A 26,312-nucleotide genomic window follows, 5' to 3' on the forward strand; every position below is an offset into this window, starting at 1 on the left:
GCAGCGGCGGCCGAAAAAACGACGACGGCTCGCTGGCCCAGTCACGTCCCCCTCCTGTTCCAAGGCCGCAGCAGGGCCATCGCACAATAGGCGGCTGCCAACGCCAACGGCAATTGGGCGTTGCCCGTGATCTCGAACAGGAAGTTGTCGGGCATCTCATAGGCGGGGGGTGGGAAAAGGGCGCGCGCCGCCTGGGGGCCGGACAGGAAATAGACCAGGTTCTTGATCACATGGTTGTACCCGCCTTCGACCAGACCGATCAGACCGACCGGAAAGACCAGGATCATCGCGGCGGCAATGCGCGTCCACCAAAGCCCCGACCGCGTGCCTCGCCGCGATCCTCCGAGATACAATGCCCGCGCGATCGCCAGGGCCAGGATGGGGGCGATGACGGCGACGTGTAAGCGCCAGGGCGTGTCATAGACGATCGCGCCATAGGCGTGATGGAATGCGGTCGTCGCCAGCACGGCAAAAGTGGAGAAACCGGCGAAGCGATAGGCGCGGACGGGAACCATGGGCCTGACCTGTTCGGACATGTCGTGCTTTCGATCTCGATGAACCGAAGCGCCAACTAGGCAAAGCCGGGGACTTCCGCCGGAAAATTCCCGGACAGGAGACCTTTGCCGCGTCCGGAAAGATACTTCCCGCTCGAACAGGCCGCGAAAACCTGCGGCAGGGCCGGTCCGAAGTCGAGAACGAACGGCCGTATGTCGGCCTGCCCGCCGGATTACGATGCAACCGTCCGCTGCCCCGCGAGGCCGTCGCGAATGAGTTGCTGGAACATCGCATCGAGCGCTTCCGGCGCCAATCTTCCCCTGCCGTCCAGCCACCATGCCAGCAGCGCGGTGAAGGCGCCCGCCACGAACTGCAGCGCTACGTCCGGCGGCACGTCGGCGGCGATCGTCAGATGCTTAAGGTCGCCCCGCGCGAGTTCGAGCACCAATTGACGAAGCTCGCCCAGGAGAAGATCGCTCGCCTGACTCCCGGCGAAGGCGCCGTAGAGATCGCGATGGTCCGCCAGGTGGCGGATGACCGGCAGGGCAAAAGGGAGCAGGCAAGCGGGTGCGTCGTCCCGCTCCTCGCTGGCCGCCGCCGCCAGCTCCGCGCGCAGCAGCCGAAAGCTCAAGCGCACCAGCTGATCCTTGCCCGAACAATGCGAATAAAACGTCGACCGCCCGATATCGGCCTCGTCGAGAATGTCCTGGACGGTGATGTCGGCATAAGCCTTGCGCCGCAAAAGGCCGACCAGCGCCGCGCGCATTGCCCTTTGGGTCCGCGCGACGCGGCGGTCGATGTTGTCGGGCATCGGCTCCTCCAGTTCGGGGATTTTTACCCGGGTCCGTTCACAACCGAACATCCGCGATGATTAATCCTTCGGAAAATCGGATGTTCGTTCGTTATCGTACTTTCGTTCAGTAACGAATGGAACGGAGTTCCTTGGTGGTCGAAAGCATAAGCCGAGCTCGGCGACGTATCGCGGTCGGCACGCGAGTGGGCCCGTTGCAGCTGGCGTCGATTTCGGGACAGGTCGAGCTTCCCGCTCCCGAGCGGCTGACGCACTTGCAGTTTCGCCGCTTCGCCGGATGCCCGGTGTGCGACCTCCATTTGCACTCCTTCGCGCGCCGGCACGCGGAGATCGAGCAGGCCGGCATCAGCGAAATCGTGCTGTTCCATTCGGACGAGGCGGAGCTGCGGCTTCACGCCGGCGGCCTGCCCTTTGCATTGGTCGCCGACCCCGACAAACGCCTGTACGCGCAATTCGGTGTGGAGGCGGGCACCCGCGCGCTGGGCGATCCGCGAGCATGGCCCCCTATTCTGCTTGGCGTCCTGCGCTCGCTCTTGCGCGTCCTGCGGGGTCGCCAGCCGATGCCGTCCATTTCCCCTCAGGGCGGTAGTCTCGGCTTGCCGGCGGACGTCCTGATCGGGCCCAGTGGGACCGTGCTAGCGTGCAAATATGGCGAGCATGCTTATGATCAATGGTCCGTGGACGAGGTGCTCGATCTTGCTCGTGCAGCCGTCGGCGAACTCGGCGGCGGCAAAATACGGGTAGCAGGATGAAAGCGGCGCTTGTTTTGGGGTTGGGCCTGAGTGCGCTGTCGGCCCACGCGCCCGCGCAAGGAATAGCGCTGGAGAGCCGCTTCGCGCCGCGCCTCGATCGGACCGACAGCGGCATCTCCGTTCGCTATGAGCTGCATGTGGTAAATCGCGGCAAGGCAGAGGTGGAGCTGCGTGCATTGCAGGTGCGCGACGCTGCCACGGGAGGTACCTTGTTGACCCTTACGGGTGACAGGTTGCGTGCCGCGGTCGCGCCTGGGCGCGGCGGCTGCGACCCGGTGCGGCATCTGGTGTCGCCGGGCAGCGAATGCCTGGTGTATGTCGACACGGACCGGGTGCGTGCGGCGCCGGGAATGCTCCGTTCCAGTATTACTTTCCTCAAGGACGGGTCGGCGGGTCGAGCCGACCTCATCCAGCGCGCGGCCGATGACGCCGGACCACCGCTCGGTCCGCCTTTGGGAGCCGGACTTTGGGTCGCGGTGCATCATCCGGACTGGCCGCGTGGCCATCGCCGCGTCTTCTATCCCTCCCCTCGGGGAGAGGTGCTCCCCGGGCGGTTTGCCATCGACTTCGTCAAGGTCGCGTCGACCGGCGCGACCAGCTGCGGAGATCCCGATCGGCCGTCCGACGCGCTCGGCTATGGCGATCCGGTGCTGGCGGTGGCCGCCGGCAGGATAGCGGCCACGCGCAACGGCATCGAGGAAAGCCGGAGCATCAGCGCAAATCGGGCGCACGACGCGGCGACCGCGCCCGGCAATTATGTCGTCCTGAACCTGGGAGGTGGGAAGTTCGCGACCTACGAACACCTCCGTCCGGGAAGCATCCGCGTCCGCGCAGGCCAGCTGGTTCGGCGCGGCGCTATTTTGGGCGAACTCGGCTTCACCGGCGATTCCACCGGCCCGCATCTTCACTTTCACGTATCGGATTCGGCCAGCCCGCTCGGTGGCGAAGGCCTGCCGTTCGTCTTCGACAGGTTCAGCCTGTGGGGCGATTATCCGGACATCGCGCACCTGGGTCGGGCGCGCTGGCGGTCGTCGCCCCGGCGATCGGTGGCGAGCGCGCGGCCGGGCGCGAACTCGGTCGTTTCGTTCGCGGCGCTCGCACCCGCAACGCCTGAGAGCCAGCCCGCCCATTGCGCTGCGTCGGGCGTCTCAAGCGGAGAAATGGGATGAATCGATTGGTCTGGATCGCAGCGCTCGCGTTGACGGTCGGCAGGGCCGGAGGTGCCTTCGCCATGCCCGACGGCGACAAGCCGGATGCGAGAACCCCGGCCGCAGTCCTTGCCGTCGACGATGCCTGGGGAGATGCCGAGATCGATGGCGACGCGGCATTCGTGGCGCGCCTGCTGCTCCCCGGCTATCGTTCGATCGGAGCGGACGGCAAGACGACGAGCAGGGACGCGATCATCGCCAGCGCCCGGCAGCATGCCGGTTCGCCCGAATACATGGCGAAGGTCGCGGCGTGGCGTGCGCAACACCCCAGCCATGGCGAAGTCGCGCTGTTCGGAGACACGGCCATCCTTACCTGGATTTCCGACGCGCCGAGAGCCGTGGCAAGGTCCAGTCGTGCGACATTTTCGCATATCGGGCCGGCCACTGGCGCGCGGTCTATTCACAACATGTCGGCATATGACCGAGGCTGTGCCCGCGCATCATTCGAGCCCGCCTGCCGCCAACCTGACGCCGGCTTTCCTCAAGCAACGCCACCCGCGGCCACCAGGCCAAGCGACCCGCTCGACCGGACGCTTCGGCGTCAAACGGCTTGGGGCACAGCGCTGGCGTAGCGCTCCAGGAACCGGCCCAGGGTCGGCAGCTGCGGCAGCCGGGCCTTGATCCCGGCGTCGAGCCCATCCAGCGCCTGGCGAAGATTGGCGTCCGGCAGCTGGCTCGGCAGCAAGTGCCAGCCGTCGGGCATCAGGCCCTGCCCCATCATCACCTGGCACCAGGAATCGATGCGGAAAATCTCGTCCTGGTCCTGATGCGCCATCGCCTGTTCGCGGAACAGTTCGAGGCGCGCCGCCAGCGTATCGGGCAGCGTCATCTCGGACCTGCTGCGCCAGAACGGCTCGTCGCGGTGGTTGAGCGCATAATGCAGGATCACGAAGTCGCGGACATGCGTCCATTCGGCCTCCGACCGCGCGTTGAAGCGATCGGCCAGCGCGGCATAGTCGCGCGTGAAGGGGAACGACTGGATGAAGCGCGTGACGGCGATCATCACCAGATGGATGCTGGTCGACTCCAGCGGCTCGATGAACCCGCCGGCCAGGCCGAGCGCCAGGCAATTGTGGTGCCATGCCCGGCGACGCATGCCCGCAGTGAAGCGCAACAGGCGCGGCTCGAACAAGGGTTCGCCGTCGAGCGCGTCCAGCAACGTCTCGCGCGCCGTGTCGTTGTCCATATAGTCGCTGCAGAAGACGAAGCCGTTGCCGACCCGGTGCTGCAGCGGGATGCGCCAGCGCCACCCGGCGTCATGCGCGATGGCGCGGGTATAGGGCACCGCCTCGCCCGCGCTCTCGGTCTGGACCGCGAACGCGCTGTCGGTTGCGAGCCAGTTGCTCCAATCGTCGAACCCGGCCTTCAGCGTCTGCTCGATCAGCAGCGCGCGAAAGCCGGTGCAGTCGATGAAGAAATCGCCCTCGACCCGCTCGCCCGACGCCAGCACCAACGCGCGGATGTCGCCGCTTTCCGGATCCTGCAAGACCTCCGCGATGCGGCCCTCGACGCGCTTTACCCCGTCGGCCTCGGCGATGCCGCGCAGGAACCGCGCATAAGCGGTGGCGTCGAGATGATAGGCATAAGCGAGGCCAAGCTTGGGATCGGTGGAGAAGCGGTTTTCCGCCGCCGCGCGCAGCTCGAGCGAATAATCGCCATAAGGCCGCCCGAAACCGCGCTGCCGCGCCTCGAGCCAGAAATGCTGGAAATCGGCGACGAACACCGATCGCCCGACCGAACCGAAGGAGTGGAAATAGCGGTCGCCCGGCCGATCCCAATCCTCGAAGCCGATGCCCAGCTTGAAGCTGGCATTGGTGGCGCGGACGAACGCGTCCTCGTCGATGCCGATGAAGGAATGGAAGGTGCGGATCGTCGGGATGGTCGACTCGCCGACGCCGACCGTGCCGATCTCGTCGGATTCGACCAGCACCACCTCGATCATCGGGCTGAGATGCTTGGCCAGCGTGGTCGCGGCGACCCAACCCGCGGTGCCGCCACCCGCCACCACGACGCGTCGGATCCGATCGGGAGTTGCTTCGGTCATCGATTGAGCTGCCTTTGGATCAAGGCGCGCAACTGCCGTGCCGCCATGGGGTCGAGGGACGCGAGCGGCCCGCGGGCCGGCACCGGCAAATGCGCCGCCGGGCGCTCGGCCGGGCCGAAGATGTAATAGTCGAACATCGCGCGCCACGCCTCTTTCTCGTGCTCCGGGCGATCGCGCAGCGAGAGCATGGCGTGGAGCAAGGTCGTCATCGGCGTGTCGAGGAAATCCGGCGCCGCGTTCCACCAATAATTGACGAGCACGTTGAAGTCGTCGAGCGCCTCGACCTGGTGCCACCACAAGGCGGGATAGACGAGGACGTCGCCGGGCTCGAGTTCGGCGATCTCGCCGGCCGCCGCCGCCTCGGCGAAGTTCGGATAGAGGTCGAGATCGGGCGCGGCGAAATCGACCATCGTGACCACCTGCCCGCCCGGCGTCGGCGCCAGCGGGCCGGGATAGAGATTGGCCACCTGCTCCGGCGGGAACAAGGTGAAGCGGCGATGCCCGACCGCGCAGCAGGCCGCATTGTTCGACATGTCGAAATGCGCCGCCGCGATCGTACGGTTGCCAAGCCAGATGCTGGCGAGCGGCGGATGCTGGGCGAACAAGTCTCCCGCCGGCGTCAGCTCGTTCTCCGCGCGAAAGCCGGGGAAGAAGGTGTCGAGGTCGGTCGAGCCGATATAGAAAGCGGGCGCGTCGGGCTTGTCGCGCTGTTCCAAGATGCGCGCGATAAAGGCGTCGAACGCGACGCGCTCGCCGCGGAAGTTCATCGCGGTCGCGTCTTGATTATAGTGGAAGCGGCCGCCGGCTCCCGGATCGGCGGTATAGCCGACCACCGGCTGTCCGCTGTGGAATCGCGACAGATAGTCCACGGCGCGTTCCGGCGATTGTAGCCCGGCCTGAACCAGCGGCCAGTCGCGCGCGGCGCCCTTCAGGATGGTTGGCACGCCCTCGGCAATGATCGCGGCGAGGTCCGGGTTGGCGATATCTCCGGTACGCTCGCGGGTCCGCCGGGTGACGGCGATCCGGTCAGGGGCCACATCAGCCATCGCGGCGCTGCTTGCGCGCGACCAAGGCGGTGATGTTGCCCAGCGAGGACGCCGCCCAGATCGCCGGCCGCAGGAAGTCGTCGCGATGCAGCGCCGCGAGCGCCGCGCCGGCGAGCGCCGCCAGCCGATCCTGCGCGATCGTATAGCCGTCGGGCACGGTGAAGCGGCGCCCGTCCTCTGTCTCTACCCGCAGCTCGACCGGTTGGATCAGGCCATGTTCCTCGAACGCGGCGAACATGGCCGGGGCGACCTGCGACCCTACATAGATGCGCTGCAGGGCGGCCGAGACGTGATCGAGCAACGGCGCGTTGCCGCCATGATCGAGGAAGATCGCGGCCCCCTCGCCGCCCTGGCGCACGCGCGGATGCGACGGGTCGATATGGATCATCGGCTCGCCAGTGACACCTTCGGGCGGCACTCCGATCAAGAACGGACCGCGGCTCATCAATGCGGGAATATAGCGCGCGTCCCAATGCGTGCCGTCGAGATAGAGATTCTCGTCGGCATCGAACCCCAGCAGAACGGTCGCGCGATAGGCGCCGGCGGGATCGCGCCGGAACAGGATCGCGTATTCGCGCTGCAATTCCTCGAACTCGGTCGCGAACACCATCGTCTGGTTGACGGCATCGCCATAAGCGGCACCGCGATCGAGCACGACCCGCAGATCGGCATGGTCGATGTTGTTGAGCAGGACGGGGTTCGCCATCGTTATCTTCTTAGACGAAGAAGGCCGCTTGTGCAGCGGCCTTCCCCATTTTCAGCATGTGACGGCGGTTCAGAACTTGAAGCGCGCACCGACCAGGTAGCGGGCCGAGCCTTCGGCCAGATACCAGGTGTTGCTCGGGTCGCGACCATAGGTCCGGACACCTTCCTCGGTGAGGTTGATGCCTTCGAAGCTGACCGCGATATTCTTGGTGATGTCATAGCTCAGGTTGAGGTCGAGCTGGCCGTAAGGCGCGGTGTACACCGGGTTATGGTAGCTGTCGCGGTTGAGCTGGCTCAGGAACTTGGCGCGCCAGTTATAGGCCAGGCGAGCCGAAATTCCGTACTTCTCATAGATCAACGTGACGTTGGCGGTGTCCGACAGACCGACCAGCGCGAACTGGTCGACGTTCGGATTGGCCGCCACGTCGATCCCGACATTGCCGCGCACCAGGGTGTAGCTGGCGGCAAGGCCGAAGCCGGTCCGGCCGAAGAAATACTGGCCGGCGATCTCGACGCCGTAAATCTCGGCGTCCTTGTTGTTGATCGGCGTATTGACCGAGAAGTTGAACAGCGGATCGCTGGCGTCGGGGAGGATATCTACCGCCCCAAGTATGTTGTCGACGAAGGTCTGATCGAGCGCGCCATTGTGATAGTTCGCCTGGAACGCTGCATCCGCCGCCGCCACGTTGCCGTTGTTCTGCTGCAACAAGGCGGTGTAGGTGAACAGGTTCACGTCGGTGATGCCGGCTTGTAACGCAGTCAGCCGATCCTTGGCCGTGCCCGAGCGCGTGCCGGCAGTGCCCGAGGTCGGATCCCGCAAGCCGAACAGCGTACGGTTGACCAACGTGTTGCCGATGAAGTTGTGCACGCGCTTGTCGAAGAAGCCGACCGAGAAATAGCTGTCCTTGTTCGGATACCATTCGAGCGACACGTCGAAATTATCCGAATCGAGCGGCTTGAGACCGGTATTGTTGGCAAAACCGGTCGCGGTGCCGCCGATCGCCGTCGGGCGCGGCGGCGCACCGACGCTGGTCGAGGCGAACAGGTTGCCATAAGGCGCACGCGCGATCGTCTTCGAGTACGAGAAGCGTCCCTTCAGCTTGTCGGTAAAGCCGATCGAGAAATCCATCGACGGCAGCAGATTGTTGTAGCTGCCCTTCGACGTCAGCGCCTGACGATCGGTCGAGTTGAGGATGGTGAAGTCGTTGTCCGCCTGCCAGACGATGGCGAGCGGCACCGGCTGCAGCGACTGGGCCGTGACCTTGGTGCTTTCGAACCGGGCGCCGGCGACGAGCTGCGCCTGCATGTTGCCGATGGTGCCGTTCCAGGTGAACTGGCCATAGACCGACCAGATATCTTCCTTGACGCGGTTGTAGTTGTTGGCGTCGATATTGTTCTGGTGGTTCACGCCATCGTTCGTGATGCCGATATAATGCTGGTACAGCGTGTTATAGAGCTTAGTCGCATCCTCCGTGCGCCAGGCGACCAGGGTATTGGCGTCGGCGTTCGGGTTGTTGTGGGTGAACTGGCACGCCGTGCAGAACTGGAACACCTGTCCCGGCGCCACGGCATTGATCTCGGGCGGCAGCGAATTGCCCCAGTCGCCGAGAACCTGACGCGTATTGTACTGCGTCTGCAGCGTATTGGTGGTGCGATAGCCGCCGCCGAAATCGAACTTGCTGCCGCCGCCGAAATCCCAGGTGCCGTCGAGCCGCAGTTCCTTGATCCGCTGCGTCTGGGTCGAGGCGAACTGGCGCTGGATGGCGCCGGACAGATCGCCGGCGTCGAGCTTGTTGTCGCAATTGCCCTTCGTGAACGCCACACCGGCAGGGGTGACGCTGGGAGCACAGTCGTTGAACGTCAGGGTCTGCTGCGGGAAACCGCCCGGGGTGGTGGTCAGCGAGTGCGACGTGACCACCGGCATGTTGAACGCAACCGTGGTCGAAGTCTGACCATTGGGATTGTCCGGCAGGCTTTCGGCCTTGCCGATATGCCCATCGAGCACGAACTTCAGCCGATCGGTAGCCTGCCAATCAATATTCAGGCCGACATCCCACAAACGGTTCTTCTGCGCGCGATAGGCCTGCTCGAACGCCTCATCCTTCACGCCGTTGATGGTTTCGTGGAGGTAAGAGGTCGTGGCGATTCCGTTGGACGCGTCGTCGAACGTCACTTCGTCGAATGGCCGGTTGAACCAGTTGGACTGGGTCGAACGGCGCTCGGAGGCCCGGAGCTGCGCGTACATACCGTCGGCGGTGATGGTCAGCCCGTCGGTCGGCCGGAATTGCAGCGTCGCCTGACCGTTCAGCCGCTCGCGGCTGTCCTCGGAGAAGTGGTAGCGGCTGTCATTGGGCACCGAAACCAGAACATTGGCATTGCCCGGCACGTTGTTGAGCTTGGTAGCGGCGTTGACGAAACCATTGTTGGGATTGAGGAAATCCGACAGAGTGCGGATATTCCAGTCGTCGCTCGCCACGGTCGGGACGGTGAAATTGCGCTTCTGGTAGCTGCCGAACAGCGAGATGCCGACCTTCTGATCCTTGTCGCTCCAGCTGAGCAGGCCGGACACTTCCGGCGTCACATGGCTGCCGCAGCTGATGCAGTCGTCGGCGCTGGTGTCGTAGCTCGCCTTCGCGCCGATCGTGCCGGTAAACCCGCTTTCCCGCGCATCGAGCGGACGCCGGGTGACGACGTTGATCGCGGCACCGATGCCGCCCGACGGAACCGCGGCGCGGCCGGTCTTGTAGACTTCGAGCGTCTTGACCCCTTCCGCGGCGAGATTCGCGAAGTCGAACGACCGGCCGAAACCGCCCGCGCCGTCGCCGCCCTGGTCGCCGCCGACCGAGACGATGTTCGACGTCGCGAGCTGGCGCCCGTTCAAGGTGACGAGGTTATATTGCGCGCCGAAACCGCGGACGGTGACGGTCGAGCCTTCGCCGTTGACGCGGTCGATCGACACGCCGGTGATGCGCTGGAGCGATTCCGCCAGGTTGGTGTTGGGGAATTTGCCGATATCCTCGGCCGAGATCGCGTCGACGATGCCGTTGGAATTGCGCTTGATCGCGATCGACCGCTCGAGCGACGCGCGAACGCCGGTGACGACGATGTCAGCGCCCGCTGCGGCCTGGTCGTCAGCCGGTGCCGGCGGCGCAGCGTCAGGCGCCGCGGTTTGCGGCTGCGCCTGGGCGGCAGCCACGCCCGGCGCCGCGAGCCCGACCGCAAGCGCCAGCGCAGACGCAGAAATTCTCAATGTCCTCATGCCCCGGATCCTCCCTACCTGGCCGGCATCTTCCCATGCCGACACGACTATGATGTTAAGCGATGTGGTCTCGCCTCGACCGTCTTCGTATCGAGTCCGACATCGATGTCAATATCGGACAAAGCCCATTTCGGATCGTTTGATTTAGCGTTGCGCCAGGGCAACACTGGCCGATTGCAGCGGATGCGCGGCGTCGGTTGCCAGGGTCAATTTGTAGCTGCCCGCGGCCTGCCGCCAGCGGCCGCCTTGCCAACGCGCCAGAACGCGCGGATCGACCGCAATCGTCACGCTCCGCGTCTCGTGCGGTGCCAGCTTTTCGCGGCTCCATCCGGCGAGCCGCAACGGACTGCCATCAGGTAACGTGACGTAGAGTTGCGGCACCGCGACGGTCGCACGATCGCTTTGATTGGTGATCGCAACCGTCACGCCCGGCTTCGCCCCGCCGGTGAAGCGGGCCTTGGCATAACTCAGCTTGGCATAATGGAGACCATAGCCGAACGCGAACAGCGGCTGGCTGTTCTGCGCCGCATACCAGCGGTAACCGACATTGGCGCCTTCCTTATAATCGACATCGAACGAGGCGACCGGTTCGTCGGTCCCCGAACCGGCATTGCTCGCGGCGTCGTTCTTCAGGCTTTCCAGTCCGAGCGGTCCGGGACGGGGCAGCTGCGTGGACGCGCGTGCGAAGGTCATCGGCAGGCGCCCGGTCGCGTCGACATCGCCGAACAGGACGCGTGCGAGCGCTTCCCCGCCACGCTGGCCCGGATACCAGGCCTCGAGGACCGCCGGCACGCGGTCGATCCACGGCATCAGCACCGGGCCGCCGGTCTCGAGCACCACCACCGTCTTCGATTGCGCCGCGGCGACCGCGTCGATCAGCGCATCCTGATTGTCGGGCAGCGCGATGTCGCGATTATCCTCGGCCTCGGTCGCCCATTGCGTAGCGAAGACGATCGCGATGTCGGCATCGCGCGCCGCCGCCGCCGCGGCCGCCGGGTCCTTGCCGTCAACATAGGAAATCTGCGCGCCCGGCGCGATCGCCCGGATCGCCTTGAGCGGCGACGAATTGTGATAGGTCACGCGCACGAACGACGCCGCCGCGCCCGAGGTCAGCGGGATTTCGATCGGCACGCCGCCCACCGACCGCACCTGGCTCGACCCGCCGCCCGACAGCACGCCGACATCGGCATGGCCGCCGATCAGCACGATCTTCCGCGCGCTTTTGGCCAGCGGCAGGACATCGCCCTGGTTCTTGAGCAGCACCATCGAGGCTTCCGAGACGCGCTGCGCAACATCGGCATGTGCCGCATAATCAATCGGTTGCACCGCCGACGGCGACGGATTGTCGTAAAGCCCGCTGGCGATCACCCCGGTCAGGATGCGGCGCACCATCTCGTCCAGACGCGCAACGGGAATCGTGCCGTTCGCGACCGCCGCGGCGAACGGCGCGCCGAAATAGATCTGCTTGTCGAGTTCCTGACCCGATTCCTGGTCGAGGCCCGCCATCGCCGCCTTGACCGTCGAATGGACCCCGCCCCAGTCGGACATCACCCAGCCGGGATATTTCCAGTCGTCGCGCAGCACCTTGGTCAACAGGAACCGGTTCTCGCACGACCAGTCGCCATTGACCTTGTTATAGGCGCACATCACCGAGCCGGGGCGGCCGTCCTTCACCGCGATTTCGAAGGCGAGAAGGTCGCTCTCGCGCAGCGCCGCTTCGTCGATCCGCGCGTTGAGGATGGTACGGCCGGTCTCCTGCGCGTTGAGCGCGAAATGCTTCACGGTCGAGACGATATGGTTCGATTCGACCCCGCGCACGGCGGCCGCGGCGAGCGTGCCTGCGAGCAACGGATCTTCCCCCAGATATTCGAAATTGCGCCCGTTCCAGGCATCGCGCGTCAGGTTGACGCCGCCGGCCAGCAGGACGTTGAAGGTCTTGGCCCGCGCTTCCGCACCCGCCATCGCGCCGCCGGCATAAGCCAGCTTGGGATCGAAGGTCGCCGCGGTCGCGAGCCCCGACGGCAGGGCCGTCGCGACATCGTCCGTGCGCAAATTCATCTGGTTGGCAACGCCCAGACTTGCGTCGCTTTCGCGCAAGGTCGGGATGCCGAGCCGCGGCACGCCGGGCACATAGCCGGCCGAGGGAACCATATCGGCGGGACGGGGATCGATCTTGTTGGGGAACAGGCCGTGGATATAGGTCAGCTTCTCCTGAAGCGTCATCGCCTTGACCAAGGCCGCGGCGCGCGCTGCGGCCGACAAATTCCTGTTACGCCAGGGTTCTCCAGCGCGATTCGCCTCGGCGGCGACGGGCTTCCGCCCGGCTTCGCGCGCGGCCAGCGCGGCCGGCAGGCTGACGGTACCGACGCAGATCAAGGCGCCCAACAGACGAGACTTCATCGCGGATTCCTCAATCGACGGAACAAAAAAAGCGGCCGCCACAGCGTGCGGCGGCCGCTAGCCCGCCGGCGCTGGGCACGGCGGGGGGAGGATTCGAGAATTGGAAGGCGGGAGCGGGATCTGTGTCGGACGGCAGAGCTCGCGCGGCAGTGATCATCCCTTTCCCCTCCTTCGGTTTTTCCGAAATGCTTGACGTAGATCGCCAAGACCGACATCGATGTCAACGAGTTTCGGCGAGCGGCGCCTGCAAAACGATAAGGGGTGGAGATGATTCGAAGGGGAGCGCCGTTCGCCGGCCTGGCTATGGCCGCCTTGGCGCTTGGAACGCCGGCGTCGGGACAGCAGGCATCTCCTGCGGCCGCCGCCTCTCCCGCTGCCGCATCCAGCGTCGCCAATCCGGCCACCTGGCCCGCGATCAAATCGCCGGTGCGCGAAGACGCCGTCGTCGAGGACAAGATCACGCGCCTGATGGCCAGCATGTCGCTCGAACAGAAGGTGGGGCAGATCGTACAGGGCGACATCGCCTCGATCACGCCCGACGATGTCCGCAAGTACCATCTCGGCTCGGTTTTCAACGGCGGCAACTCGGACCCCGGCGGCAAATACAATGCCCCCGCCAAGGATTGGCTCGCGCTGGCGGATGCCTTTTGGGATGCCTCGACCAGCGGCGATCCCAACTTGCCGCGCATCCCGGCGATCTGGGGGATCGACGCGGTGCACGGCCATTCGAACATCGTCGGCGCGACCTTGTTCCCGCACAATGTCGGCCTCGGCGCGATGCGTGACCCGGCGCTGATGCGGCGGATCGGCGAGGTGACTGCGGTCGAGATGCGCGTGACCGGCATCGATTGGACCTTTGCGCCGACCATCGCCGTGGTCCGCGACGACCGCTGGGGCCGCAGCTATGAAGGGTTCGGCGAGGTCCCCGAGATCGCCGCCAGCTATGCCGGTCCCCTCGTCAGGGGACTGCAGGGCAAGATCGGCTCCCGGGACTGGCTGAAGGGCCCGCACGTCATCGCCACCGCCAAGCATTTCCTCGGCGACGGCGGCACCAGGGACGGCAAGGACCAGGGCGACGCCCAAGTGACCGAAGCGCAGCTTCGCGACTTGTTCGCACCGCCCTATGAAGCGGCGATCAAGGCCGGCGTGCAGTCGATCATGATCAGCTTTTCCAGCTGGAACGGCCGCAAGATGACCGGCAATCGCAGCCTGCTGACCGGCGTCATCAAGGATCGCTGGAATTTCGACGGCTTCCTGGTCAGCGACTGGAACGCGCATGCCCAGGTCGAGGGATGCACCGCGGCCGATTGCCCGCAGGCGATGCTGGCCGGGCTCGATCTCTACATGGCGCCCGACAGCTGGAAAGGCATTTGGGAATCGACCCTGCGCGAAGTGAAGGCAGGAACGATCCCGATGAGCCGGCTCGACGACGCCGTGCGCCGGATCCTGCGGGTCAAGTTCCGCGCCGGCATATTCGACGCGAAGCGGCCGTCCGAACGCCCTTATGCCGGCCAATATGACCAGCTCGGTTCGCCCGCGCATCGGGCAATCGCGCGCCAGGCGGTGCGCGAATCTCTGGTATTGCTGAAGAACGCGGGCTCGCTGCTGCCGCTCAAGCCCGGTGCCACGATCCTCGTCGCCGGCGACGGCGCCGACAATGTCGCGAAGCAGGCGGGCGGCTGGACCTTGTCGTGGCAAGGCACCGGCACTCTTCCGAGCGATTTTCCCAATGCCACCTCGATCTGGCGAGGCATCGAGAATGAGGTCACGGCGGCCGGCGGCAAGGCCAGTCTGGCGGTCGACGGGCATTTCGCGACGAAGCCGGACGCCGCGATCGTCGTATTTGGCGAAAATCCCTATGCCGAATTCCAGGGCGACCGCAGCGACTTGGCGTTCGACGATCCCGCCACGGTCGACAACCTGGCGACGATGAAGCGGTTGAAGGCTGCGGGCGTCCCGGTGGTCGCCGTGTTCCTGTCGGGGCGTCCGCTTTGGGTGAACCCCTATCTCAACACATCGGACGCGTTCGTCGCGGCGTGGCTACCGGGATCAGAAGGCGAAGGCGTCGCCGACCTGTTGTTCGGTAAGGCCGACTTTCGCGGCAAATTGCCCTACAGCTGGCCCAAGCGGCCCGATCAGGCCCCGCTCAATGTCGGCGATCCCGGGTACGACCCGCTCTTCGCCTATGGCTTCGGTCTTTCCACACGCGACAAGGGCGATCTGGCGCCGCTCCCGGAAGATCGCGGCAGATCGGCCGGCGACCGCAATATCCTGTTCGCGCGCGGCAAGCCGACCAATGGCCGGCGCTTCCTGTTCGGTGCCGACAATACGCTGTCCGCCGATCCCGATCCGGCCCTGATATCGGTGCGGCCGGCCGATCGCGGCGCGCAGGAGGATTCGATCAGGATCGCCTGGACCGGCAAGGCGAACGCGACTGCCGCCTTGGTCGGCGAGCCGGTCGACCTGAGACGCGAAGCCAATGGCGATGTCGCGCTGGTGATCGACCTGAAAGTCGACCAGGTGCCGACCGCCCCGGTCCTGCTGGGCGGCCGGGACGTGACCGCGCGGCTGAGGGCGCTGGCGGCCAGCAAGCAATGGGACGAGATCGCGGTGCCGCTGCGTTGCCTTGCCGGCGTGCCGCTCGACCGCGTCACCAAGCCGCTCACGATGACCACGGCCGGCCAGCTCGACTTGACCATCTCCGGCATCCGCTTCGCCTCGCCGCCGGAAGGGGTGGTGGATTGCCGCTGACCGTTTCCGTTATGGGTGAAGCAGGACCGGCCAGGCCTTGCTTCCGTGCAAATTGGTATTATCGCTCCGCATCATCGGCCGCTCGGCTGGCGGACATTTGCATGGCATGAAGACGGTTACGATCAAGGACGTCGCGGAACGCGCGGGCGTGTCGCCCAAGACGGTGTCGCGCGTCATCAACGATGAAGTCCATGTCCGCCCCGAAGTGCGCGAGCAGGTCATGCGCGTCGTGGCGGAACTCGATTACCGGCCCAACGCGTTCGCGCGCGGCCTGTCGAGCGCCAAGTCCTTCCTGATCGGGATGTTCTTCGACGATCCAGCCTCGGTCTATGCCGCCGACCTGCAGCGCGGCGCGCTCACCCGCTGCCGCGCGCTCAGTCATCACCTGCTGATCGAAGAGGTCGACCGCACTCAACCCGACTGGATGGCGCGGCTCGATGCCACCTTGCGCACGGTAAAACTGGCGGGCGCGGTGCTCACCCCGCCGATTTGCGACTGGCCGGACCTGATCGACATGCTCGAGGCAAACGAGGTGCCGATCGTCCGCATCGCCCCCGGCGACGCGCTCGACCGCACCCCGCAAGTCCGCATGGACGACCGCGCCGCGGCGCGCGAAGTGACCGAGAAACTGATCGCGCTCGGCCATCGCGACATCGCCTTCATCAAGGGCAATCCCACCCACAGCGCGACCGTGCGGCGGTGGGAAGGGTTTTGCGACGCGATCGCCGCCGCCGGCATATCGATCCCGCCGAAACGCGTGCTGCAGGGCGATTTCACCTTCCGGTCAGGCCTGGTCGCGGCGGAAGCGATCCTCGGCGATGGCGAGCCGCCGACCGCGATCTTCGCCAGCAACGACGAAATGGCGCTGGCCGCCTTGGTCGTCGCCATGCGTCACCACATCGCCGTTCCCGCCACTTTGTCGATCGTCGGGTTCGACGACGCGCCCGTGTCGCGCATGGCCTGGCCGCAGCTCAGCACGGTGCGCCAGCCCAATCCGGAAATGGCGGCGGCGGCGATCGACCTGCTCGTCGGACCGGGGCAGCAGACCCGCGACGGCAGCGCCTGCGTCGAGCTGCCCTATGAGTTCATCGAGCGGGGCAGCCTCGCGGCGCCGCCGCGCAATTAGAGTCGTTCGCAGCTTCGCTGAAACAGACTCTAGCGCGTGGACAAGCGGGCGCTTTCCTGCAGCAATACGGTCACCAGCCGCATGCGAACGCTGGAGCGTGACCAGACGATGCCGATGCGCCGCCCGATCCGCCGCTCGGGCAATTGCAGGCGGACGATGTCGATCCCCTCGGGCCAGGGCGGGGTCCAGTCGGGCACGATCGACACGCCCAGGCCGCGATCGACCATCATTGCGATCGCATTCAGGGCATTGAGCTCGAACCGCTCGCGCGGGACGATGCCGAGCTCGTTCAGATAGACTTCGGCCGACCGGCCACCCCATTGATTGCGGTCATAGCGGATCAACGGCTCTTCGCGCAGCAGGTCGAGCGGATCGCGATCGGCGAGCGCGCGCGGCGCCAGCACGATCAAAGGTTCCTCGCGCAACAACAGCCAGTCGCAGGTCTTGGGCAGCGGATAGGGTGCCTCGAGCACCAGAGCGGCGTCGAGCTTGCCCGCTTCGACATCGACGAAAAGCTGCGCCGAATTGCCCGACTGGATGTGGATATTGACCTGGGGAAAGGTCTTGCTCACCGCCGCCAATATGTCGGGCAACAGCCCGGTCAGCGGCGTGGTGCAGGCACCCAGCCACAATTCGCCGGTCACTTCGCCGTCCTGTGCAATGCCGCGCAGATCGGTGGCGTCGCGCAACAGCTTGCGCGCGGGCGCCAGGACGCGCGCGCCCTGTTCGGTCATCCGCATCGTCCGGCCGACGCGGAGCAGCAAGGGGGCGCCCATCTCTCGCTCGAGCGCGTGGAGTTGCTGGGCGACCGCCGAGGCGCTGATGTTCAGCACGCGCGCGGCCGCCGCCATCGATCCCTGATCGACGACCGTCACGAACGTCTTCAGGAACCCGGTGTCGATGGCAGCGACTCCTCCGATTGCGCCTTGCCGCGTCGAGGCGTGAACACCGTCAGGCCATCGAGCGAATGGCTGGGCGGCGGGAACAGGAAGCTGGCGACATAGCCGATCGCGATCGACGAGGCGATTGCCAGCGCGAGATAGAGATAGGGGTGGACCAGGCCGAAGATCCACACGACGAGCGTGACGATCGACGCCAGCACGATGCCGATCGCCACGCCCTGCCAATTGGCGCGCCGGGTGAACAGGCCGAGCGTATAGGCGCCCGCACAGCTGCCGCCGAACAGGCCGAACAATTCGATCGTGAGGTCGAGCAGCGAATGGATGTCGAGCCGCGAGAGGACGATCGCGATGGCGATCCCGATCAGGCCGACCCCCACGCTCGCGATCTCGGCGAAGCGGACGATCTGGCGCTGGCTGCGTCCGGGAATCATCCGGTCGTAGAAATCGACCGACAGCAAGGTCGCGACGCTGTTGATGATGCCCGACAACGTCCCCATCGCCGCCGCGATCAGGCCGGCGATGATCAGCCCGACCACGCCATGCGGCAGCTCGGTGCCGATAAACGACGGGAATACGGTGTCGATCGGCAGCAACGGATTGAGCTGTCCCGGATGGACCCGATAATAAGCGAACAGCACCGTGCCGATCATGTAGAACATGAACGCGCTGGGCAGCAGCACCGCCGCGAACAGCCAGACCGAGCGCCCCGCGGCCTTTTCGGAGGGCGTCGACAGGACGCGCTGCATCAGCACCTGATCCTTGGGGAAGGTCAGCACGACGTCGAACAGGACCAGGACCAGGAATGCCCATATCGTCGGCTGGGTGATGTCGAAGCTGAAGTTGAGCATCCGGGTCTTGTCGAACGTCGCGGCGGTATCGACGATGGTGCCGAGGCCGATCTGCCAGACGATGAAGCCGATCGCGAACAGCGCCCCGCAGGTCAGCACCAGCACCTGGAAGACGTCGGTCCACACCACCGCGCGCATTCCGCCCAGCGCGGTATAGACGATCGTGAACAGGCCGACGACAATGATGCAGGCGACGATGTTGGTGTCGGTGATCGTGCCGATCGCCATCGCCGGCAGGAAGAGTACGATCCCCATCCGCCCGCCGATCTGCATCATGATCCATAATGCGCTCGACAGCATGCGGATCGCGGGGTGAAAGCGCTGTTCGAGATAGTTGAAAACCGACACCAGGTTCAGGCGACGGAAGATCGGCACGACGAAGACGGCGACGAACATCAGTCCGACCACCGTCGTCATCTTCGACATGATATATTCCCAGTCGGTCTCGAACGCCTTGGCCGGGACCGCGAGATAGCTGATCGAGCTGATCGAACCCGCGAACATGCTGATCCCGGCGGCCCAGAACGGGATGGACCGCGAGCCGAGGAAGAATTCGCTCGACGGCCCCTGCTTGGCGCGCCGATAGAACGTCAGCCCGACGCCGAGCATGCCGAACAGGTAGACGCCGATGATCGCCATATCGATCGCCGAGATCGACTGGCGCGCGGATTTGAGCGTCAGCGCCGAAAAGGCGAGACCCTGGCCGTCGCGCCATGCCGACAATATCCCGTCGCCCTGGCTGACCGCGGCGACCGCCGGGTGCGGCAGCGCCGACCCCAACGGTGCCCAGGCATCGGTGATCGCGCTGTAGCTGTAGAGACGCGTGCCATTCGCGCCGCCGATCAGATAGAGCAGGTACGCCTGGCCGATCGCCCGCGCCGAACCTGGAACGACCGCGCCCGGCGCCGGCGCGCCCACGCTCCAGCCCTTGAGTTTCAGCCAGCGCCATTGCTTCCCATTCGCCAGGGTAACGAAGATACCGCCATTCTGCGCCGCGAGCGCGACCGGGGTTCCGCCGCCGGACCAGGCATCGAGCGCCTTCCAGGTTTCGGCCGTGGTCCAGTCGAGGCGCAGCAGATGCGCCGCGCCGCTGGCGTCCGTCCCGGCCACCACTACGGCGTCGGGTTCGAACGCGGCCGTCGCAGACCGGAGCGACACCGGCAGCGGCGGCAGGATGCGCGGCGTGAGGTCGCCGCCTGACAAATGGAGCCCGGCGACCCGCTGAGCCCCTCCGTCGTCGCCGCGGCCGACAAGCAACGTCCGCCGGCCATCGCTTATGACCGTCAGCAGACGCCCGAAGTCGATATGCCCCGCATATGCCACCGACCAACCTCGCGGTCCCAGCACGAACGCGCGCTTGCCGCCCATGTCGATCGCCACCGCGCGACCATCGATCCCCGCGAGCAGGATGGGTCCGGAACTTGGCAGCGTCGGAAGCCGCGTCGCCACCGTCGACATCGGCGACTCGGCGACGGCCGGCGCTGCGAATCCGATCAAAAGACATGCGGCCAGCAATAGCTTGAGCAATGCCCGCATCAGGCTTCGCCCGCGCGGCGAAGGGTTTCGCGCGCCGCCGCGACCGCGGGAGCGTCGGCCATAGCGCCTTCGAACAGAAAGGCCCCATGTCCGCGCGTGCCGGCCTCGGCCGCCGCAGCCAGAAGGCGCCGCGCACGCGCCACGTCCTCGCCTGTGTCGAACACGGCATTGGCGATCGCCACCTGGCGCGGGTGAATGCAGCTCTTGCCCGGATAGCCCAGGCTGCGCGCGAGTTCGGCCTCGGCGCGGAACCCGTCGTCGTCGGCGAGATCGGGCCAGGCCCCGTCGAACGCGAAGCGATCGGCCTCTCCCGCGCCGAGCCGGATCGACCACAAGGCGGTCTGGACATGACGAAGGTCGCGCCGATCCACGCCGAGCGAGGCGAAGAGGTCGTTGAGCCCGACCTGCAGCCCGATCACGCGCGGATGCGCGCCGGCAATCCCCGCGGCCTGGGAAATTCCGCGCGGCGTCTCGATATTCACCAGCAAATCGGCGCCGATCCCGGCCGATTCCATCTGTACGGCGACCATCCGCACGGCGGCCGGCGAGCTCGCCTTGGGAAGGTTGACGCAATCGACGCGGACGCCGGCCAGCGCCGCCAGGTCATCGGCGAAAAAAGGACTTTCGAGCGCGTTGATCCGGACGATCATGCGTTTGCCCGACGACGAGACGGCGTCCGAGCGCAACCATTCGACCAGCCGCGATCGTGCTGCCGCCTTGTCACCCTCGGGCACCGCGTCCTCGAGATCGAATGATAGCGCGTCGGCCTCGCCCGCCAACGCCTTGGCAAAGAATTCGGGTCGCGAGCACGGCACGAACAACTTGCTGCGCATCGCAGCTCCCTCCCATGTCGCCGCATCTTGCATGATGCGGTCGACCGGTCTGTAGCGCGGGAATAGCGCAGCGTTGCTGCGTTCACAGCACAGGAAAAGCGTTGTCTCACCGCCCCGAAGCGTAGCCAGCCTTGGGTCGGCGAACCACAGAAAATCTTGGGTGTGAACGTACTACTCTGCCGCTTTTGCGTGCCTCGGCGTCGCTTTAGGCTGCTGAAAAAATACGTCGGGGAGGATTTCGAATGAACGATCATGCGCGTCTGACGCTTGCCGCCGCTCTGCTGTCGAGCGTCGCTTTGCCGGCCTTTGCTCAGGCCGATCCCGCCACATCGGCTGAACCGCAGACCGCGAACGCCGCCGCGCCGGTCGGCGACGGCCAGACCAGCAGCCAGCAGGAGAGCGCGGAGGATCGCGGCGAAATCGTCGTCACCGGCAGCCGTTCGCCCAAGGCGGTCGACAAGATCGCCGGCGCGGTCACCGTCATCACCCCGGCCGAAGTGAAACGCTCGCTGACGATCACCGAGGACGCGACCGCCGTCCTGGCCCGCACGGTGCCGGGCTATTCGGAATCGAACCAGACGCTCAACACGCTGGGCGAAACGATGCGCGGCCGTACCGCGCTCTATCTGTTCGACGGCATTCCGCAGTCGACGCCGCTGCGCGACGGCAGCCGCAACGCGACCTTCACCGACATGGCGACGATCGAGCGGATCGAAGTGATCGGCGGCGCCTCGGCGGCCGAAGGGATCGGCGCCGCGGGTGGCATCATCAATTACATTTCCAAGCGCGCGACCGAGCCCGGCACGCATTTCGGCGTCTCCGGCCGCTTCGGCACGCAGTTCGACGACGACAGTTCGGTGTGGAAGATCGGCGCGACGATCGCGCACAAATCCGACGCGATCGACATCTTCGCCGCCGCTTCCTACCTCAGCCGCGGCATCACTTATGACGCCAGGGGCCGCCGCATCGGACTCAGCGCGTCGAGCTCGCTGGCGGATTCGAAGCAGGTCGATTTCTTCCTGAAGATCGGCAAGGATTTCGGCGCCAACGATTCGCAGCGGATTGAGGCCGAGGCGAGCTATTTCAAGCTCACCGCCAATGGCGATTATCATTATGTTGCCGGCGTCCGCCCCCCGGCGGGCAAGGACCAGACCACGGGCATTCCCGACACCGCCGAGCCGGGACCGCCGGTCGATCCGCTCACCGGCCAATTGCTGTTCAAGCCCGACTTCAACCGCTTCCAGCAATATGCGGTCAATTACACCAACAAGGATCTGGTCGGCGGCAGCCTGGTCGCGACCGCCTATTACGCCAAGCAGGAGATGCGTTTCCCCGGCGACAACAGCATCGACAAGCAGGATCCCAGGATCGACCCGACCGGCAAGCTCTACGACCAGTCGGAGATCCTCTCGAAGAAATACGGCCTGCGCACCTCGTACACGCATCCCGATTTCCTGTTGAAGGGACTCGAATTGCGGTTCGGCGTCGACCTGGTCCATGACCAGACCCAGCAATATCTGGCGGTGACCAACCGCGTCTGGGTGCCGCCGATGAACTACACCAGCTTCGGCCCCTATGTTCAGCTCGAATATGAGATCGGCCCGATCACGCTGAGCGGCGGCATGCGCCACGAGGACGGCCGGGTGAAGGTCGACGATTATACGACGACCTATTACCGCAACAGCGTGTTCGTGAAGGGCGGCACGCTCAAGTACAAGAACGACCTGTTCAACGCCGGTGCGATCGGCCGGCTGGGGAGCGGCTTTTCGGTCTACGCCACCTATGGCGAGGGCTTCACCTTGCCCAATTTCGGTATTCCGCTGCGCAACGTGAACGTGCCCGGCAAGTCGGTGGAGGGACTGCTCGACCTTGAGGCGGTGATCTTCAAGAACAAGGAAGTCGGCTTCAACTGGCGCGGCAAGCAGGGCAGCTTCGGCCTGTCCTATTACCAGTCCAAGTCGGCGCTTGGCTCCAGCCTCTCGGTCGACCCGGTGACCAAGGACTACGTCCTCAACCGCAAGCCGATCAAGATCTACGGCATCGACGTCACCGCCGAGTTCCGGCCGACCTCGACCCTGCGGTTGAACGCATTGTTCAGCCACGTTATCGGCAAGACCACCAAGGCCAATGGCATCACGTCGCCGCTGGACGTCCAATTGGGCATCCTCAACATCGCGCCCGACAAGCTCAACGGCCAGATTTCCTGGCAGTTCAACAAGCAAGGGTCGGTATCGTTCGGCGCCAGCCACCTGTTCAGCCGCGATCTCAACACGATCAACGAGCATACCAAGGGCTACACCCTGTTCGACGCCACGGCCAATTACCGCATCGATCAGGTCGGAACCTTCTCGCTCGGCGTCGAGAATCTGTTCAACAAATTCTATTTCCTGAGCTCGTCGCAGATCGATATCTATCAGAATTATTTCGCGGGCCGCGGACGGACGGTATCGTTGACGTTCAGCCGCAATTTCTAAGGCGAGAAGGGCCGTGGGCGATCGCTCCAAACCGTCGGTGCTGATCGCCGGCTCCGCCAATGCCGATTTCGTCGTTCGGGCCGGCCGCATACCCGCGGCCGGCGAGACGGTGCTCGGCGGCGATCTCGCGATCTTTCCCGGCGGCAAGGGCGCCAACCAGGCGGTCGCCGCTGCCCGCGCCGGCGGCGTCGCCACCAGGATGGTCGCGGCGATGGGCGACGACGATCCTGCACGGCTGATCGCGGCGTCGCTGGCCGACGCCGGTGTCGCGCTCGACATCCGGCGCTCGGCGCGATCGACCGGGGCGGCGCTGATCACCGTGTCCGACGCCGGCGAGAATGCGATCACCGTCGCGCCCGGCGCCAATTCGGATCTCGGTCCCGACGACCTGCCCGATCTCGACGGCATAGCGTGGCTGGTGATGCAGCTCGAAACGCCGCTCGACACGGTGTCGGCCTTTGCCCGGGCCGCGCGCGATCGCGGGGTCAAAGTACTACTCAACGCGGCGCCGGCACGCGCCCTCCCGGCCGGCCTGCTCGCGGTGGTCGACCTGCTGGTCGTGAACGAGGACGAGCTTGGCATGCTCGCCGGAACTCAAGGATCGCTCGCCGAGCAGCTCGCGCGGACCGGGGTCGGCATTACCGTGGTAACGCTGGGTGGGCGAGGCGCCTGTGCTCGTGTCGGTCAGGACTATGTCCTCCAGCCCGCCTTCGCCGTCACTCCGGTCGATACCACCGCCGCCGGCGATACCTTTTGCGGCGTGCTTGCCGCGGGCCTGGCGGAGGGCCTCGACCTGCCGGCCGCTTTGGCTCGCGCCGCGGCGGCCGGAGCGCTCGCCACAACCAAGGCGGGCGCGCAATCGAGCATCCCGTCCCGCGCCGAGATGGACGCCTTCATCGCCGATGCGCGCCAGCATGGCCTTGACGGCCTAGCCGCTTATTGTGGCCTGGCCGCGGCAGCGATTTGAAGAAAGCCCCATGACCAACCCGATCCGCACGACCAGCGACGTCAAATTCTCGCACGCGCTCACTGGCCCCTATCTGCCGACGCCGGGCAAGGTCCCCGGCTGGCCATTCCAGGAAATGGGCCGCTGGAAAATCGACGCCGACGGCGCCGCCGACGAATGGGTGCAGGGGCTGATCGAGTGGCGCCGCGAGCATCTGATCCGCATCGGCTTCGACGACGAGTTGTACCGCCGCCCCGAGCTGCAATGGTCGCAGGCGAACTTCGTCCATCATCTGCTGATGGTCGAGGATCGCTATTTCTACGATCCCGACACCGGCCGTTATACCGTCGACCGCTATCTCGACGATCTCGAGGCGCGGCTCGGCACGGTCGACAGCGTGCTCCTCTGGTACATCTATCCCAATATCGGGATCGACGACCGCAGCCAGTTCGACCTGGTCGACGCGCTGCCCGGCGGGATCGAGGGACTGAAGCAGGCAGTCGCCGATTTCCACGCGCGCGGGGTCAAGGTGTTCCTGCCGACCATGCCGTGGGACAACGGCACGCGGCCCGGCGAGGCGCCGGATTGGGATCGGATGGCAGCGATCGTCGCCGCGACCGGCGCCGACGGGATCAACGGCGACACCTATAGCGGCGTGCCCCTCGCCTTTCACAAAGCGTGCGAGGCGGCGGGCGGCGCGGTGGTGCTGCAGCCCGAAACGACTGCGCAGGCCGGCGACCATATCCTCAGCTGGAACCTGCAGAGCTGGACCAAGCGCGTGCCCGACGAGAGCATCCCCACGGTGCTCAAACTCAAATGGCTCGAGCCCAGGCACATCATCAATATCGAGAACCGCTGGAGCCGCGCGCGGACCAACGACCTGCAGCACGCCTTTTTCAACGGCGTCGGTTACGTCGCCTGGGAGAATGTGTTCGGCTTCGTCAATCAATTCACCCCGCGCGACGCGGAGACGCTGCGCCGGGTGGCGATGGTCCAGCGCTTCTTCGCGCCGCTGATCGTCGGCCCCGACTGGCGGCCGTACGAGCGGACGTTGCAGGCCGGAATCTTCGCCAGCCGTTTCCCCGGCGACGGGCGGACCTTGTGGACGCTGATCAACCGCGCCGAATATGCGATTGACGGCGACCAGCTCGCGGTCCCGCACAGGGCCAGCACGACATATTTCGATGTCTGGAACGGCGTCGCGCTCGATCCGCGGATCGACGGCGACCGCGCGATCCTGACGCTCGACATCGCGGCGCGCGGTTTCGGCGCGATCCTCGCTCTCGATGAGGGCGAGACCGTCGCGGGGCTCGACGCCTTCCTGGCCGAGATGCGCGCTCGCGCCGCCACGCCGCTTGCCTCGATCTCTTCGACCTGGAGTTCGGCGAAGCAGGAACTGGTCCCGATCGCACCGACCGCTCGTTATGCCGACGCGCCCGAAGGCATGGTTGCGATTCCGGCCGGCGAGTTCGACTTCGCGGTGCACGGCATCGAAATCGAGGGCTACGCCGCCGACGGCGTCGACGTGCAATATCCGTGGGAAGACAGTCCGCGCCGCCATCATCGCCGCTGCATGGCGATCCAAGCCTTCTGGATCGATCGCTTCCCGGTGACCAACGCCCAGTTCAAGGCCTTTCTCGACGCCAGCGGCTATGCGCCGGCCGACGGCCGCAACTTCCTGCGCCATTGGCAAAACGGCGCGCCGCCGGCCGGATGGGAGAACAAGCCCGTCACCTGGATCGCGATCGAGGATGCGCGTGCCTATGCCGATTGGGCGGGCAAGCGGCTGCCGCGCGAATGGGAGTGGCATTATGCCGCGCAAGGGAGCGACGGCCGATCCTATCCCTGGGGCGATGACTGGGACGAGGCGGCGGTGCCCGCACCGTCGCTCGGCCGCGTGATGCCGGAACCCGCCGATGTCGATGCGCATCCCGCCGGCGCGAGCCCGTTCGGTGTCGAGGATCTGGTCGGCAATGTGTGGCAATGGACCGACGAATATCGCGACGATCGCGTCCGCGCCGCTGTGCTGCGCGGCGGCAGCGCCTATCAGCCGCAGACCTCGCATTGGTATTTCCCCCAGGCCTATCGGCTCGACGAGCACGGCAAGTTCCTGCTGATGGCGCCGGCCAAGGACCGTTCCGCCGGGATTGGTTTCCGCTGTGCCGCCGATCGCTGA

At 65.8% G+C, this 26,312-nt stretch carries 18 protein-coding genes; 8 read left to right on the top strand and 10 right to left on the bottom strand.

Annotated elements, in window-relative coordinates; translation table 11 throughout:
• Positions 1-41: 41 nt before the first annotated feature.
• Together Q0L25_RS04145 and Q0L25_RS04150 are read right to left on the bottom strand one after the other, a co-directional pair.
• Entirely contained in the window at positions 42-536 is a 495-nt protein-coding gene (locus Q0L25_RS04145; RefSeq protein ID WP_296611822.1) for a hypothetical protein, read from the bottom strand.
• Between the two features lie 191 nt (positions 537-727).
• Positions 728-1,306 (bottom strand): TetR/AcrR family transcriptional regulator, encoded by a 579-nt coding sequence (locus tag Q0L25_RS04150; protein ID WP_296611824.1) that lies wholly within the window; start codon positions 1,304-1,306, stop codon positions 728-730.
• A gap of 134 nt (positions 1,307-1,440) precedes the next feature.
• On the opposite strand from Q0L25_RS04150, the gene Q0L25_RS04155 reads away from it, so the two are divergent.
• From Q0L25_RS04155 to Q0L25_RS04165, 3 genes are read left to right on the top strand one after another with little or no spacing between them, the layout of a single operon-like run.
• Positions 1,441-2,058, top strand: coding sequence for a peroxiredoxin-like family protein (locus Q0L25_RS04155; protein WP_296611825.1), 618 nt, complete (start codon positions 1,441-1,443; stop codon positions 2,056-2,058).
• Positions 2,055-3,227: a M23 family metallopeptidase gene (locus Q0L25_RS04160; protein ID WP_296611826.1), complete on the top strand. Its 1,173-nt coding sequence runs from the start codon at positions 2,055-2,057 to the stop codon at positions 3,225-3,227. Before Q0L25_RS04155 ends, Q0L25_RS04160 begins: the two co-directional genes overlap by 4 nt.
• Positions 3,224-3,838: a nuclear transport factor 2 family protein gene (locus Q0L25_RS04165; protein ID WP_296611828.1), complete on the top strand. Its 615-nt coding sequence runs from the start codon at positions 3,224-3,226 to the stop codon at positions 3,836-3,838. The genes Q0L25_RS04160 and Q0L25_RS04165 overlap by 4 nt, the downstream gene beginning before the upstream one ends.
• Here the strand turns inward: Q0L25_RS04165 and Q0L25_RS04170 are convergent.
• The 5 genes from Q0L25_RS04170 to Q0L25_RS04190 form a co-directional block, all read right to left on the bottom strand.
• Positions 3,808-5,310 (bottom strand): tryptophan halogenase family protein, encoded by a 1,503-nt coding sequence (locus Q0L25_RS04170; RefSeq protein ID WP_296611830.1) that lies wholly within the window; start codon positions 5,308-5,310, stop codon positions 3,808-3,810. The two genes, Q0L25_RS04165 and Q0L25_RS04170, sit on opposite strands and share 31 nt — an antisense overlap.
• The gene (locus Q0L25_RS04175; RefSeq protein WP_296611831.1) at positions 5,307-6,356 is read right to left on the bottom strand and encodes a cupin-like domain-containing protein; all 1,050 of its coding nucleotides are present in this window, start codon (positions 6,354-6,356) and stop codon (positions 5,307-5,309) included. Before Q0L25_RS04175 ends, Q0L25_RS04170 begins: the two co-directional genes overlap by 4 nt.
• The gene (locus Q0L25_RS04180) at positions 6,349-7,062 is read right to left on the bottom strand and encodes a SapC family protein (protein WP_296611832.1); all 714 of its coding nucleotides are present in this window, start codon (positions 7,060-7,062) and stop codon (positions 6,349-6,351) included. Before Q0L25_RS04180 ends, Q0L25_RS04175 begins: the two co-directional genes overlap by 8 nt.
• Before the next feature lie 69 nt (positions 7,063-7,131).
• On the bottom strand, positions 7,132-10,320 hold the full coding sequence (locus tag Q0L25_RS04185) for a TonB-dependent receptor (protein ID WP_296611834.1): 3,189 nt from the start codon (positions 10,318-10,320) through the stop codon (positions 7,132-7,134).
• 144 nt (positions 10,321-10,464) lie between these two features.
• Positions 10,465-12,720: a glycoside hydrolase family 3 protein gene (locus Q0L25_RS04190; RefSeq protein ID WP_296611835.1), complete on the bottom strand. Its 2,256-nt coding sequence runs from the start codon at positions 12,718-12,720 to the stop codon at positions 10,465-10,467.
• A gap of 267 nt (positions 12,721-12,987) precedes the next feature.
• On the opposite strand from Q0L25_RS04190, the gene Q0L25_RS04195 reads away from it, so the two are divergent.
• The gene (locus Q0L25_RS04195) at positions 12,988-15,471 is read left to right on the top strand and encodes a glycoside hydrolase family 3 protein (protein ID WP_296611837.1); all 2,484 of its coding nucleotides are present in this window, start codon (positions 12,988-12,990) and stop codon (positions 15,469-15,471) included.
• Positions 15,472-15,577: 106 nt separating this feature from the next.
• A complete protein-coding gene (locus Q0L25_RS04200; protein ID WP_296611838.1) occupies positions 15,578-16,597 on the top strand; it encodes a LacI family DNA-binding transcriptional regulator in 1,020 nt (339 codons plus the stop codon).
• Positions 16,598-16,626: 29 nt separating this feature from the next.
• On the opposite strand, the gene Q0L25_RS04205 is transcribed toward Q0L25_RS04200, so the two are convergent.
• The 3 genes from Q0L25_RS04205 to Q0L25_RS04215 are packed head-to-tail and all read right to left on the bottom strand — an operon-like array spanning position 16,627 to position 20,716.
• Positions 16,627-17,472, bottom strand: a complete 846-nt coding sequence (locus tag Q0L25_RS04205) for a LysR family transcriptional regulator (protein WP_296611840.1) — start codon at positions 17,470-17,472, stop codon at positions 16,627-16,629.
• 8 nt (positions 17,473-17,480) lie between these two features.
• Positions 17,481-19,883 (bottom strand): sodium:solute symporter, encoded by a 2,403-nt coding sequence (locus tag Q0L25_RS04210; RefSeq protein WP_296611841.1) that lies wholly within the window; start codon positions 19,881-19,883, stop codon positions 17,481-17,483.
• Positions 19,883-20,716: a CoA ester lyase gene (locus Q0L25_RS04215; RefSeq protein ID WP_296611843.1), complete on the bottom strand. Its 834-nt coding sequence runs from the start codon at positions 20,714-20,716 to the stop codon at positions 19,883-19,885. Before Q0L25_RS04215 ends, Q0L25_RS04210 begins: the two co-directional genes overlap by 1 nt.
• 242 nt (positions 20,717-20,958) lie before the next feature.
• Here Q0L25_RS04215 and Q0L25_RS04220 point away from each other — a divergent pair, with 242 nt between their 5' ends.
• From Q0L25_RS04220 to Q0L25_RS04230, 3 genes are read left to right on the top strand one after another with little or no spacing between them, the layout of a single operon-like run.
• A complete protein-coding gene (locus tag Q0L25_RS04220; RefSeq protein ID WP_296611845.1) occupies positions 20,959-23,190 on the top strand; it encodes a TonB-dependent receptor in 2,232 nt (743 codons plus the stop codon).
• A gap of 13 nt (positions 23,191-23,203) precedes the next feature.
• Positions 23,204-24,157 carry a ribokinase gene (locus Q0L25_RS04225; protein WP_296611847.1) on the top strand — a complete coding sequence of 318 codons (954 nt, stop codon included), beginning with the start codon at positions 23,204-23,206 and terminating at the stop codon, positions 24,155-24,157.
• A gap of 10 nt (positions 24,158-24,167) precedes the next feature.
• Complete coding sequence (locus Q0L25_RS04230; protein ID WP_296611849.1) at positions 24,168-26,312, top strand: SUMF1/EgtB/PvdO family nonheme iron enzyme; 2,145 nt, start codon at positions 24,168-24,170, stop codon at positions 26,310-26,312.

The sequence above is a fragment of the Sphingomonas sp. genome (assembly GCF_024508665.1).
GTDB lineage: Bacteria > Pseudomonadota > Alphaproteobacteria > Sphingomonadales > Sphingomonadaceae > Sphingomonas.